This window comes from Veillonella parvula (assembly GCF_040094895.1).
GTDB lineage: Bacteria > Bacillota > Negativicutes > Veillonellales > Veillonellaceae > Veillonella > Veillonella parvula_L.
In genome coordinates this window covers 148,829-162,972 of sequence record NZ_JBBNGV010000002.1, presented here as the reverse complement: position 1 = coordinate 162,972, position 14,144 = coordinate 148,829, and the positions used below count along the sequence as shown (strand labels likewise).

Here is a 14,144-nt window from a genome sequence, read left to right as displayed (position 1 = left end):
CATGACTATTATGAAAGCAAATTGTAACACCGCTTTTAGTCCCATGAGAGACCCCATAGACCGTCATCCTTTGCATATTGGCATTGTCCTCCTTGTGGGAGGACAATCCAAGCGTATGGGATGTAATAAGCAACTCTTGCCCTGGCGTGGTAAGACTGTTCTAGATGCGGTCTGTGGGGCTCTTCAAGGTGGATGGGGTGGACAGGTGGCTTCTACTGTATCGTGTAGGCTACCTTTTGTGGCGGTTACTGGTGATGATCATGAGAAATTAGAACCAATTGTCACAAACTATGGTTTTGAAGCCATTCGAAATGACCATCCTGAACTAGGGCAAGGCGTATCCATAGCGATGGGAGTACGTCATTTGATGAATACGTCATCCATACCGCTAGACGGTATTCTCTGTTCAGTAGGAGATCAACCACTTCTGACGAGTGCTGTTGTACACGAGGTCATTCGTGCGTTTAATGAAAACTTTCATCCGAAAACTATCGTCGTTCCACATTATGGGGCAAATTATCACTCGGGAAATCCCGTTCTCTTTGGTTCTCATTGGTTTGATTATTTACAACAGATTCAAGGGGATCAAGGGGGGAAGACCATTATTCATGGTGATGGTAAAGCCCATGTCGTGAAATTATGGATTAGTGATGATATTGGCGACGATATCGATACACCCGATGATTTTGAGCGTTTGAAACATCGTGAAAGTGAGGCATTATGAAACCATTGGTACTCATGCGTGGAGGCGGAGACATTGCTTCCGGCGCTGTATATAGATTGAGACGGGCGGGCTATCCCGTTGTAATTAGTGAAATAGCGATTCCTACCATGATTCGCCGCGAAGTATGTTACGGTAATGCGGTTCATCGTGGAGAAATGATTTTGGAACGTTTTGTTGCTCGTCATGTGTCTCTTAGTGAAGTGAAGGATACATTGGCACAGGAAATCATCCCCGTTGTCACTAGCTCATATGAGGAATTATTGGACACTTTAAAACCAGAGATTGTAGTCGATGCTATTTTGAGTAAAAAGAATCTTGGTACAAAACGGGATGATGCAGATCTCGTTATCGGTGTGGGCCCTGGATTTATTGCTGGAGAAGATGTAGATGTAGTCATTGAAACGATGCGTGGTCATTCATTAGGTCGCTGTATCTATGATGGACCAGCTCAACCTAATACGGGTATCCCTGGAAATGTAGGTGGCTACACTCATGAGCGTGTTATTCATTCTCCAAAGGCTGGACTATTTACAGCAAAACGTCATATTGGAGATTCTGTACAAGCTAATGAAGTAATTGGTTATGTTGATGAAGAACCAGTAAGAGCGAAAATTACAGGTATTCTACGAGGCATTTTAAAAAGTGGGCTCATCGTATCAGATCATTTTAAGTTGGCTGATGTGGATGCTCGTTGTGAAGAGTCTCATTGCTATAGTATTTCAGATAAATCCCTTGCTGTCGGTGGAGGTGTATTAGAGGCTGTTACCGCTTGGGATTATGAAAGGAATCTAGATGGAAACAATTTATGATGTGATGAAAGATCGTCTACAGGTTGCTGAAACTACTGTGATGGTTACTGTTCTATCCGGTCCTCGTCAAGGGGATAAGACTATTTATGCTGAAGATGGAAGGGTTCTATACGGAACTCCTATTGAAGGGTTTACTGTAGATAAAGCAAAGCTAAATTCTCTATGCATGGTAGGCGAAATGGAGTGTTTCGTACAACCTGTAGAAAATGATCCGTCAGTTCTCGTATTAGGCGCAGGTCATGTTAGCCGAGCGATTACAGATTTGCTGTTGTTTATTGGATGTCGTGTTACAGTCGTAGATGATCGTCCAGAATATGTAGTTCCTGAATTCTTTGATGAACGTGTCATACGTAAATGCTTACCTTTAGAAAACTTCAAGAACGATTTACCTCTTGATGAATATACTGGTTTTATCATTGTGACACGTGCTCATGAGTACGATAATATATGCTTAGAACAATTACGAGGGTACTTGCCTACCTATATGGGCGTTATGGGCAGCCAAAAACGCATCCATCACGCTTTTGAAGTGTTGCGTGAGCAGGGATGGACTCAAGATGAGTTAGATATGGTATATGCGCCTATTGGTCTAGATTTAGGAGCTCAAACGCCTGAGGAAATTGCATTATCTATCGTTAGTGAATATTTGGCAGTGGTGCGTGGTAAAAAAGGCGGCTCATTGCGGAAAGGTAGAGTGATCCATGAATCGTGAGTTTATTGAATACCTTAGTGAACGTAAAAACGAAACCTTAGCAGTAGCCACTATTTTATATACCTGTGGATCCACACCTCGTAAAGCTGGTACATCTATGGTTGTATTTCCTGATGGATCTATTTTTGGTACTATCGGCGGCGGCCGTGCGGAAAATGAAATCCGCCTAAGTGCGGTGGACTCTTTGAATAAAAAAGAAGCTCACCGTCGTATCGATGTTCATCTCGATGATGACGTAGCTGTTAAAGAAGGCATGGTTTGTGGGGGCCAAATGGATGTTTGGATTGAAACACAAAACATCTAATAAAAATCTCATTCAGCGTTTGTTTATAAATTTACAGTACTCTCAAAATGAGTTAAAATATAAGGTACAGTCAAAGAATTGATTGTACCTTATTATTTTGTATAAGGAGCTATTTTTATGCATATTGACGCACTTATACATACCTTTAGGCTTCTTGATATCGTTGATATCATAATCGTTGCCATTGGTATTTACTATTTATATAAATTGCTTAAAGATACACGGGCCGTTTCTCTTTTAAAAGGTCTCGTTATGTTGGCAATTTTAAATTTATTGAGTCATCTGTTAAATCTATACGTTATCAACTGGATTTTGCAACAAAGTATGACCGTTCTTCTCTTTGCGTTACCCGTTGTATTCCAACCAGAATTGCGTCGTGCTCTAGAACAATTGGGGCGTGGACGAATATTCAGCAAGGCACAAAATGTAAACGAAGAAGAAATGGATATGGCTATTAATGAAGTGATGGCCGCGGCTCGCGTTATGTCTCGTGAACATACGGGGGCACTTATCGTTTTTGAACGTGAAGTAGGTCTCAATGATTTTGTAGATACTGGTATTCTTATCGATGCTGTATTGAGCCGCGAGTTGATTAAAAATATCTTTGTTCCCAGCACACCTCTTCATGATGGGGCTCTCATTATTCGTGATGGGCGAATCCGTGCAGCGGGCTGTTTGTTGCCGTTGACTGAGGACCGCACATTGAGTACTGAACTAGGTACACGTCACCGTGCAGCTATTGGCTTATCTGAGCAAACTGACGCTGTTGTAGTCGTTGTCAGTGAGGAAACAGGGACCATTTCTTATACATATGGCGGTCATATTTATCGCCATTTACCAGAGGATCAAATTAAAGAGGCATTGCGCACCTTTATGGAACGCCCTCGTCAAACCATTACTAGTATGTGGAAATGGAGGGCAAATAAATGATGATTCATTTGAAACGCAATTGGCCTGCTAAATTATTATCCTTGTTAGCAGCTATCGTCATGTGGTTCTTTATTATGCGCGATCAGAATCCTGTGATGGAGGTAACCTATACAATACCTGTACAGGTTCAAAATCTCAATTCTGGCTATATCATAGAAGATGCACCAGATGTGGTCCGTGTTGTTCTGGCTGGTCCACGTGATACCATTATGTCTATGAAATCAGATAATTTACGGGCTTATATTGATGCATCTGGTGTAAAACCAGGTCAAAATAATGTAACTATTAATTTTACTCCTCCGGCAGGGATGAATCTTGTGGAGGTTAAACCAGATACCATCACCATCAATGTTGATGAATATGCAGAGAAAACGATTCCTGTTGAAATAGTTCCAATCGGCAAGTTCTCTGATGATATTGCTTTGAAATCGGTAACGATTGTGCCGAAAGAGGTAACTGTTTCTGGTCGTAAGCAACAAGTTAATGCAGTGAGCAAGGTTGTCATGAAAGTCAATGTGGCTGGTCAAACGAAGAACTTTAGCGCTGTTAGTACCTTAGAAGCTTGGGATACGGCAGGTAATGTACTAGATGTACATATTAATCCAAACCAAGGTCAAGCACAATATGAACTTAACTTATTACGTAAAGAAAAGGCGGTTCCTATTACTGTTCCGACTGTTGGTACAGTAGCAGAGGGTTATGAAGTTAAATCCACGTCTGCTACACCAACGCAACTAACGGTTACTGGTCGTGAAGAAATGATTGATTCCGTTACAGAAATACAAACAGAACCTATTGATGTGTCGGGTGCTACTGAAACTGTACAGGGTAACTATAATTTAGTATTACCGAATGGTGTTAATAGCAATACCACAACGGTACGGGTGAAAGTAGAAATACAAAAGAAAGTACTTAATGGATGATAAGTTTTTATGAGGCTTTGAAATCTTGCGACAAAGACCCTAATAGAGTGAATATTTCTCTATTAGGGCCTTTTTATGATTTATATATTAGCTTTTATAGTAGTGTTGTATAATAAAGATGTATGACTATTTTCTTACAGATCAAGTGGTAAAGAATTTTGGTCAAAGATTAAAGAAGTAGGCTCACCTAAAAGGGAGGCTTTAATAGGAAAGCTATGATTAGAATAATAAATCTCCGCGTGGCTGTTACGGTTAAGTCGGATATCAAAAGTATTGTAGAAAAGAAATATCCCCCGTTACGTGGCGCTATCGAAACGATTCATGTTGTTCGACGTGCCGTAGATGCCCGTAAGAAGCCAAACATTGTTTTTGTATATACCCTATTCATTGAGGTTCATAATGAAGCTCAAGTCATGAAAAAGCTTGGTAAAGAAAAGGATATATCTGTATTTGCTGCAGAAGATCCAGAACCTATTGTTTTTGGGTCCGTACCATTAGCTCATCGTCCTGTAGTTATGGGCTTTGGCCCTGCGGGGATGCTTGCAGCCTTTTACTTAGCTCGTGAAGGCTATCGCCCAATCGTGCTTGAACGCGGTCAAGATGTAGATACACGTAGTCATGATGTAGAGACATTTTGGAAAAAGGGCATATTTAAGCCTGAGTCCAACGTACAATTTGGGGAAGGCGGCGCAGGAACTTTTTCCGATGGTAAGTTGACAACTCGCATTACCCATCCGCGTTTACATGAAATATCTAAATACTTTGTAGAGTTTGGTGCGCCTGAAGAAATCTTATATAAACATAAACCTCACGTAGGTACTGATAAATTGCGTACCATGGTAAAAGCCATGCGTGAGCGCATCATCGAATGGGGCGGTGAAGTCCGCTTTGGTTCTAAGGTAACAGATTTATTTATTGAAAATGACCGTATCGTAGGCGTTGAAGTTAATGGTAGTGAGCGTATTGATACGACTGTTGTTTTGTCTGGTGTAGGCCATAGTGCACGTGACACATATGAAATGCTTTATAAACGCAATGTGGAAATGACGGCAAAACCATTTGCTATTGGTGTTCGTATTGAGCATGATCAGGCTGTAATTGATGAGTCCCAATATGGTGTAGAACCATCTAGTTTGGGCCTCGGTGCAGCAGAATATTCTCTCGTATACCACGATAAAGAATCAGGCCGTACTGCATATAGCTTCTGTATGTGCCCAGGAGGTCAAGTAGTAGCATCTGCCTCTGAAGAAGGTGGCGTTGTCGTAAATGGCATGAGCTTATACGCTCGGAACAGCGGTGTTGCTAATAGTGCTATCGTGGTTAACGTAGGTCCAGATGACTTTGGTACTCATCCATTAGATGGCGTTGCATTCCAACGAGAATGGGAACAAAAGGCCTATGAGTTGGGCGGATCTAATTTCCATGCACCTGCACAAACAGTAGGGCAGTTTTTAGGGCTTTCACAAGCACCTAGTGTACAAAATAGTATATATAGCTACGAGCCAGGTGTCGTGAATTGCGATTTACATGATTGCTTGCCACCGTTCGTCACATCCGTATTAGAGCGGGCCTTGCCATACTGGGGTCGTCGTATCCGTGGATTCGATAATCCTGCGGTGTGTATGACAGGCGTTGAAACGCGCACCTCTGCACCGCTTCGTATGGGACGCAATGAAGAACGCATTTCTCCTACTGTAGGAGGTTTCTATCCTATGGGTGAGGGGGCTGGCTATGCAGGGGGAATTATGAGTGCTGCCCTTGATGGTGCGGAAACGGCCATTTTATGTATGGCAAAATACGCAAAACCTAATTAGTGGGAAATTATACTGATGGATTGAATTACAGTATAGATTCATACTATTTATGTAATATAGATGTGACTTTATAGTAGGTATGCTTTCTATATTATGATATAATACACAACAGTAATTATTGAAAAGATACACACGGTAGATATATAGACTTGTGAAACTTTCACAAATCCTTAGAGGAGGATAATTATGGCTCGTTTATTTGGTACAGATGGTGTACGTGGTGTTGTTAATGAGTTTTTAACGCCGGAATTAGCCTATCATTTAGGTCGTGCGGCAGGAACGCATTTTGGTAAGAAAAAGGATCACCCTACGTTCTTGATTGGTCGCGATACGCGAATTTCTGGTTCTATGCTTGAAAGTGCATTAGCGGCGGGCATTTGCTCTGTTGGTGGCAATGTAGTAATTGCAGGTGTTATCCCAACACCTGCAGTAGCGTATCTTGTACGGCAACAAGGTTTTGATGCGGGTGCTGTTATTTCTGCATCCCACAACCCATATCCAGATAATGGCATTAAATTCTTTGATGGTAATGGCTATAAATTACCTGATGAAGTGGAAGATGAATTGGAAAAATATGTTCGTCAAAGTGCAGATAATGAATTGGCACGTCCTACAGGTGATGGTATTGGTAAAATTGAGTTCAATAGTAACTTGGCTCATTTATATGCTCATTTTGTACGTCACACAATCGATACGTCCCTTGAAGGGTTGACTATCGTTTATGATGGTGCCAATGGTGCAGCTTCCAGTGTAGGTCCGGAAATTTTGTCTGGACTAGGTGCTAAAGTCATTAATATTAATGTGAATCCAGATGGTTTGAATATCAATCATCATTGTGGTTCCACACATATTGAAGGCTTACAAGTAGCCGTACAACAACATAATGCAGACCTTGGTATTGCTAATGATGGCGATGCTGACCGCTGTTTATTGGTTGATGAAAAAGGTCAAGTCCTCGATGGTGATCAAATCATGTTGCTATGCGCCCTTAAGTTGAAAGAAGAAGGCAAACTTAAAGGGGATACCATAGTTGGTACCGTTATGAGTAATATTGGATTCCATAAAGCAGCAGAAGAACTTGGTATGAAAACAGTTTCCACTGCTGTTGGTGATCGATATGTATTAGAATACATGCGTGAACATAATCTTTCCGTTGGTGGTGAACAATCTGGTCACGTAATCTTTTTAGATCACAATACCACTGGTGACGGCATGTTAACAGCTGTTCAAGTGGCGGCTCTTATGAAGGAGAAAAAGCAACCTCTTTCTGAATTGGCCGGCATTATGACAAAATACCCACAAGTTCTTGTAAATGTTCGTGTAGCTACAAAAACTGGCTGGGAAGACAATGACCTCATCAAAGCTGCTATCGTAACAGCTGAAGGAGAACTTGGTGACGAAGGTCGCGTCTTAGTACGTGCATCCGGGACAGAACCACTCATTCGTGTCATGGCTGAAGGGCCTAACCAAGAAGAACTACAATCCCTGTGCCAAGAAATTGCTGATATTATCGGTAGAGAACAAGGGTTGGCTGAATAAAAGTAGGGTGTGAGGCGGCAGAGGAGCTTGCGACGATGAAGCCCACATATCACTTTGTTCCGAGCGTAAGATTTTGCGAAGCAAAATCCACAGCGAGGAACCATCTTTACTGAGATTAATCCTATGGATTTTAATAATTGTGAATCCATTCTACAATTTGACATTAAAGGTATCCCCTCCTATATATGTCCCTTTGCTCCGTCCTACGTAAAGTCGCTGCAGGAACATATATAGGAGGTTTAGAGATGAGTGATATTTAAAATTGAATAATCATAATGAATAATCTTTTTATTTTGGTTTATTCTAAGCTTAGAGGGTGAAATTATGAAAACAATAGGTTTAATTGGGGGAATGAGCTGGGAAAGTACGATTACGTATTATCAAGTCTTGAATGAAACTATTAAGCAAGTTTTGGGCGGCTTACATTCAGCAAAATGTATTTTATATAGTGTCGATTTTGAAGAGATAGAAAAGTGTCAAGTAAATGGAGATTGGATCAGAAGTGCTGAAATTTTATCCGATGCTGCTCAATCTTTAGAAAAGGCTGGTGCTGATTATATTGTTATATGCACGAATACAATGCATAAAGTAGCGGATGAAATAAAAAGACATATTCATATTCCACTTCTTCATATTGCGGAAATGACTGCAGTAGAGTTGGAAAAATCAGGTATTACAAAGGTAGGTCTGCTCGGTACCAAGTACACGATGCAACAAGATTTTTATAAATGTATCTTGGAAAATCGGGGGATTCATGTTGTTATACCTAACGAAGATCAAGTCGAACTTGTGAATGATATTATATATAATGAATTGTGTTTAGGTGTTATTTCTAATGAATCTAAACAACAATACTTAGATATTATTGGTGATTTGGTAAAATCTGGTGTACAAGGTGTTATCTTAGGCTGTACTGAAATTGGGCTACTTATTAAACAAGATGATACGGATATACCTTTATTTGATACTACATTGATACATGCAAAAAATGCGGCTTTAATTTCTATTGATAGAGCATAATATAGTTAGGTTTTATTTTGTTCAAGCAACATAACTCTCTATTAGATATTTTATTCATTTTTAGAATATTTAATAGAGGGTTATTTTTATGCAATTAGAATTAGATAGAGGCTAAAGGAAATCTTTTTGTATAGTTTGAATTTATATGAGCGGCGTTATTATAGGCACAACAGTATATAAGTAATAAATTATGTTATTATAAACATATGGTCTAAAACATGTTCGGTGATAGTAAAGGTGTAATATGAAACTTGCTATAAGAGAGTATTGGCAAAATCTAAAAATAGAATATGAAACTACTTATAAGGTATCTATATTTAGTGATTATAATGTATTAAAGGAATATGTAGAGTGTTTTAAAACATACTTGAATGGTTTGCTGCATGAGCATCCGCATGATTTAAATATAGTATGTGCTTTAGCAACTGTTGAACAGGTGTTGCGGCATGAAGAAAATTCAATACAACTATTAGAAGAGTTTCTCAGAAAATATATAGAAGAACTGAGTGATACCGATAAAGCAAGAGTTTATACTAATTTAGCTTTTTATTATAACGATGAGGGAAATATAAAAGAATATGACTATCTATCTGCAGCTGTGAAGCTAAATTCTCCATATATAGAAACTTACAGAGGGCTGGCTTTATATCATTTTTCAGCTTATAGAGATAAAGGTTCTGTAGAGGAATTGAAGGAAAGCTTACGTGCCTTTGAAAAGGGAAGAACAGTATCCGATGGTTATGAAATGAACTTTGGCTATGCAGTGTGTTTGTTTGAGCTTAAGGAATACGAGAAAGCAAAGGTCATTTTTGAAGAGTTATTAAAAAGCTATCCCAATAGGATGAGGTTACTAGTTTGTATTGCTTATTGTGATGTGTATTTAGGTAATAAAAAGCAAGCCCTCGATCGTTTGAAGCAAATTAAGCTTGGAGGCGATGTAGCATATCATTTAAGTAATGATGAAGTTTTTGAGTTTGATATCATTGACGTCTATTATATATTAGATGAGTATAGCCTATTCTTAGACGAATGTGAAAAGGCTAAAGAGCACTGTGATTTAAGTGATGGCCCTTATTACTTTGGTCTTTGGATTATGAATCAACATGATATGTTCCGTCGTGAAGTGGACAAGCAACGAACAGAAATATTGGCATGCATTGAAAATGCAAAAATGGACGAAGACTTTGATAGCGAAGAAGAAAAGCAGGACTATATCAAAAGCTGGGAAGATGATTTAGAGAATCTAAATTTATTGGAACATAAAATTAAAGATGGAAACTACAAGCCTATGGTTGAATTAAAACTGTGGCCTATATATGGCTGCTATTTAATAGACTGTTTAATTCATAACTTATAATACGCTAACTTCATAGTAATAGGTCAAAAGAATATTTATATAGTTGAAGTCTTTTATAATTTTGATTGAAAAAGAATAGCACTACTTTGGATTGGAATAATTCAAAGTAGTGCTTTTATTATTATTTATCAGCCACAACGAGTTTATATCCATTCAAGTGAATGTTACTACCTGTGGTGTCTTCGTTATTCAAAGATTTTACATGGCTGTCGCCTGTGAGTATCCAATTGGAGTCTTTGCTGAGTTTCACAGTTACTTCTTTAGCAGCATTGTCTGTGTTTACAGCGCCTACAAGGCTAGATCCATTTGTCATGTCTAGTGCGATGGTACTGATTGAATCAGCTATAATATTACCGCTTAGTTCTTGATTAGATGTGCGGAGTGTAAGATGACCGCCGTTCTCACCAGTTTTTCCCCAACGGGAGTCGGCAGCTGCTTTCACTAGGGTAGAAGTGTTCGGCATAGAGATTGTATTGTTAGAAAGGTCTACTTCAGCAGTAGTGTTGTTTACATAGAGGAACGCACCCGTAGCGTGAGTTGTAAGTGTATTATTCTCTGCTTTCAGACGAGCAATACCGCTTTCAGCATCACCAGAGAAGCTTTGATATAGCATGAAACCATTATCTTTGTAGCCTGTTACATTGGAGTTTGTAAGGGTAATGGAGTTCTTACCTTCTACGACGCCAATTTCACTGTTATTCGCTATGCCGTTGACATTGTTCACTATAATATTACCCGTGGAGTAGATAACAGGACTGCCTTCGCCAGATGTCGTAAGTTTGGCTGCTTCTGCGTTGATAGTGCCTTCTCCGCGATCTGTAGCAAGTGTGGCAGAATGAGCCCCTTCAGTGGTGATAGTTAGGTTTTTGCCATTTACAGTACCTTTGTAAGTAGCATCTAATCCACGAGAGGAATCGCTTTTTGTGTGAATATTAGTATTTTCTACGTTGATAACCGAGCCTTCACCAGTGGCAAAGACTGCGTTAGAGCCTTTAGAATTAGATGTAATATTACTGCCTTTAATATTGATTTGGCTCCCGTCGATACCGAGGACTACTGCATTTTGACCGTGGAAATTGCTGTTGTCATCGCTTGTAGTGTCGCCTGTTTTATCGAAAACGCTATTTTCAATATCAATTACCGCTTTATTTTTACCGATGAAAGCATTCTGATCAGCCGTTGTGTTTGTCATCGATTCGTGAGCAATGGATTTGTTTTCTGTAACGATAGTTGTGCCTTTAAAAGTACTAGGATCTACTTCAACTTGTGGTGCCATTCCATTAGGGGCTCCATTCTGCATAGCCATTGGAGGCATACCGTTAGGAGTGCCAGAAGGAGGATTTCCATTTGGATGTATTTGGTTAGACGTGCCTGTAGGTGATTGACCTGCAGGTGGTTTGCCGTGAGGTGCACCGTTTGGAGGTGTGCTTCCTTGTGCGGATGGTACTGTTTTAGTTTGTTCTGTTGAGGTTACAACTGCTACGTTAGTACTAGTTTGAGTCTCTGCGGCTAAGGTTGGGATAACCGCTAATGTCGACAGAGCTGCACCAAGGACTGCAGGTAATACCCAACGACGCAATTTTCTATATGACAAACTGTTCTTTTTAATTTTATGTTGCTTCTTTATAGTTGTTTTATTCATGATTATCATCTCCCAAATTATATACATACATTTTGAAAATACAACAAAATCTAATTGTGTAAAATTTAGAATGGTAGAAGTATAATTTCTTACAATGAAAAGGACGTGAAGCATAGAATCAATCTTTTCTATTCTTTTTGAATTATCTGTGGTGGTTTACTTTTTATCGATATTTTTAGTATAATATACGTCAGTACATATTTTATTTTGTACTGATTCTGCCGTATATCATAGAAAGGAATTCCAAATTCGTAAAGGCGAATAGCGCAAGTACCCGCGAAGGCAGTCGTTAGGGTAGACGAGGTGAAGAGTGATCGAGTCATCAGCGGATGCTCTTCCGGCATATTCATGTCGTAACAGGTATTAAAAAGCCCATCGGTAACGATGGGGACAAAGTATATCTGAATGAATTGTATTGAACTAATATTTAATACATTAAATAGAATATTAATCTAGAACATTAATTAGTTAGCCTTAGTTTTTGCTGGGGCTAGAAATACCCCCAGTTATAGGAGGATATACGTATGTGCGGTATCGTAGGATACATTGGCTTTAATCAAGCATCTGATTTCTTGTTGGACGGTATGGCAAAGTTAGAATACCGTGGTTATGACTCTGCAGGTATTGCTGTTATCGGTCCTGAAAATGTAATTAAAATTCAAAAGAAGGTTGGCCGTCTTGCTAATCTTGAGGCAGTTGTGAAAGCAGATCCTAATGAAGGAACTGTAGGCATTGGTCATACACGTTGGGCTACACATGGTCGTCCATCCGATATGAACGCCCACCCTCATGCATCTGAAGATGGTAAATTTGCTGTTGTACACAACGGCATTATTGAAAACTACATGCCTTTGAAAGAAGAGCTCCTTGCAAAAGGGTACCATTTCAAATCTGAAACTGATACAGAAGTTGTAGCTCATTTGTTAGAGGATATGTACGATGGCGATTTCGTGGGCACAGTACGCCGCATGCTAGCTCGTGTTGATGGTGCGTATGCTCTTGAAATCATCTGCTCCGATGAGCCAGATAAAATCATTTGTACTAAAAAAGAAAACCCATTGGTTATCGGCCTTGGCAAAGGTGAAAACTTTGTAGCATCCGATATTCCAGCTATCATTAACTACACACGTGATACATACATCTTGAGCGATGGTGAATTAGCTATCGTAACTCGTGATAATGTATCCGTATTCGACCGTGAAGGTAACCCTGTTGATAAAGAGGTATTCCATGTAAATTGGAACGCTGAAGCAGCAGAAAAAGGTGGTTATGAGCATTTCATGTTGAAAGAGATTCATGATCAACCTAAAGCTGTTCGCGATACATTCGGTACACATATCGCTGAAGATGGTAAAACAGCAATCTTTGATGAGCTAAATTGGACTGCTGAAGATGTAGCCGCTTTCAATAAAATTCTCATCGTTGCATGCGGTACTGCATACCATGCAGGTCTTGTAACAAAACAATATATTGAAAACTTGGCGCGTATTCCAGTTGATGTAGAAATTGCATCTGAATACCGTTACAGCAATCCGTTGACTGATGATAAAACATTATGTATCGTTATCAGCCAATCTGGTGAAACATCCGATACATTGGCGGCTTTGAAAGAAGCTAAACGCCTTGGTGCTAAATCCTTGGCTATCACCAATGTTGTTGGTTCCAGCATTTCTCGTGAAGCAGATAACAAAGTTTACACATGGGCGGGCCCTGAAATTTCTGTAGCGTCCACAAAAGCGTACACTACTCAATTAGTAGCGGGCTTGTTGTTCGCCGTATATCTAGGTCAATTAAATGGTAAATTAAATCCAGCCTTAGCCGAAGAAATTCTTAGCGGCGTTAAAAACTTACCATCCTTGATTCATGAAATTTTTGAAGTAGACGAAGATATGAAAGCCTTTGCTAAACATTATGGCTTCAAATCTGATGCATTCTTCTTGGGCCGTGCTATCGACTATGCAGTAGCGATGGAAGGTGCTTTGAAGTTGAAAGAAATTTCTTACATCCACGCTGAAGCATATGCTGGTGGCGAATTGAAACATGGTACATTGGCTCTTATCGAAGAGGGCGTACCTGTTATCGCATTGGCTACACAAGAGGATGTGTACGATAAGATGATTAGCAACATCCGTGAAGTAAAAGCTCGTGAAGCTATTGTAATCGGTATTGGCATGAAAGGTGACGAAGAATTATCTAAACACGTAGACCACACAATTTATGTGCCTCGTGCGAATAAATTTATCGCTCCAATCTTAGCAGTTGTACCATTGCAACTATTGGCGTATTATGCAGCAATTACACGCGGTGCAGACGTAGATAAACCACGTAATTTGGCTAAATCTGTAACCGTAGAATAATATATAACCAACA

General features: G+C 39.6%; 12 protein-coding genes. 11 read left to right on the top strand and 1 reads right to left on the bottom strand.

The features are described 5' to 3' along the window. Window position 1: 1 nt before the first annotated feature. The 10 genes from AAAT26_RS04765 (at window position 2) to AAAT26_RS04720 (ending at window position 10,132) form a co-directional block, all read left to right on the top strand. On the top strand, window positions 2-724 hold the full coding sequence (locus tag AAAT26_RS04765) for a nucleotidyltransferase family protein (protein ID WP_278456671.1): 723 nt from the start codon (window positions 2-4) through the stop codon (window positions 722-724). Next, on the top strand, window positions 721-1,533 hold the full coding sequence (yqeB, locus tag AAAT26_RS04760; protein WP_008602932.1) for a selenium-dependent molybdenum cofactor biosynthesis protein YqeB: 813 nt from the start codon (window positions 721-723) through the stop codon (window positions 1,531-1,533). Before AAAT26_RS04765 ends, yqeB begins: the two co-directional genes overlap by 4 nt. Next, the gene (locus tag AAAT26_RS04755) at window positions 1,517-2,245 is read left to right on the top strand and encodes an XdhC family protein (protein ID WP_325306341.1); all 729 of its coding nucleotides are present in this window, start codon (window positions 1,517-1,519) and stop codon (window positions 2,243-2,245) included. The genes yqeB and AAAT26_RS04755 overlap by 17 nt, the downstream gene beginning before the upstream one ends. Then, window positions 2,235-2,549 (top strand): XdhC family protein, encoded by a 315-nt coding sequence (locus AAAT26_RS04750; protein ID WP_004693881.1) that lies wholly within the window; start codon window positions 2,235-2,237, stop codon window positions 2,547-2,549. The genes AAAT26_RS04755 and AAAT26_RS04750 overlap by 11 nt, the downstream gene beginning before the upstream one ends. Before the next feature lie 117 nt (window positions 2,550-2,666). After that, the gene (gene cdaA / locus AAAT26_RS04745) at window positions 2,667-3,479 is read left to right on the top strand and encodes a diadenylate cyclase CdaA (protein WP_004697909.1); all 813 of its coding nucleotides are present in this window, start codon (window positions 2,667-2,669) and stop codon (window positions 3,477-3,479) included. Then, window positions 3,476-4,402 carry a CdaR family protein gene (locus AAAT26_RS04740; protein ID WP_012863867.1) on the top strand — a complete coding sequence of 309 codons (927 nt, stop codon included), beginning with the start codon at window positions 3,476-3,478 and terminating at the stop codon, window positions 4,400-4,402. The genes cdaA and AAAT26_RS04740 overlap by 4 nt, the downstream gene beginning before the upstream one ends. Window positions 4,403-4,617: 215 nt before the next feature. Next, window positions 4,618-6,216 carry an NAD(P)/FAD-dependent oxidoreductase gene (locus tag AAAT26_RS04735; RefSeq protein WP_278456669.1) on the top strand — a complete coding sequence of 533 codons (1,599 nt, stop codon included), beginning with the start codon at window positions 4,618-4,620 and terminating at the stop codon, window positions 6,214-6,216. Between the two features lie 186 nt (window positions 6,217-6,402). After that, window positions 6,403-7,755, top strand: coding sequence for a phosphoglucosamine mutase (glmM, locus tag AAAT26_RS04730; RefSeq protein WP_008602925.1), 1,353 nt, complete (start codon window positions 6,403-6,405; stop codon window positions 7,753-7,755). A gap of 324 nt (window positions 7,756-8,079) precedes the next feature. Then, entirely contained in the window at window positions 8,080-8,775 is a 696-nt protein-coding gene (locus AAAT26_RS04725; RefSeq protein ID WP_316581130.1) for an aspartate/glutamate racemase family protein, read from the top strand. Between the two features lie 244 nt (window positions 8,776-9,019). Then, entirely contained in the window at window positions 9,020-10,132 is a 1,113-nt protein-coding gene (locus AAAT26_RS04720; RefSeq protein WP_316581129.1) for a tetratricopeptide repeat protein, read from the top strand. 121 nt (window positions 10,133-10,253) lie between these two features. Here AAAT26_RS04720 and AAAT26_RS04715 read toward each other — a convergent pair whose 3' ends face one another. Further along, complete coding sequence (locus tag AAAT26_RS04715; protein WP_349208933.1) at window positions 10,254-11,774, bottom strand: hypothetical protein; 1,521 nt, start codon at window positions 11,772-11,774, stop codon at window positions 10,254-10,256. A gap of 524 nt (window positions 11,775-12,298) precedes the next feature. On the opposite strand from AAAT26_RS04715, the gene glmS reads away from it, so the two are divergent. After that, entirely contained in the window at window positions 12,299-14,131 is a 1,833-nt protein-coding gene (glmS, locus tag AAAT26_RS04710) for a glutamine--fructose-6-phosphate transaminase (isomerizing) (RefSeq protein WP_119562334.1), read from the top strand. The last annotated feature ends 13 nt before the right edge of the window (window positions 14,132-14,144 follow it).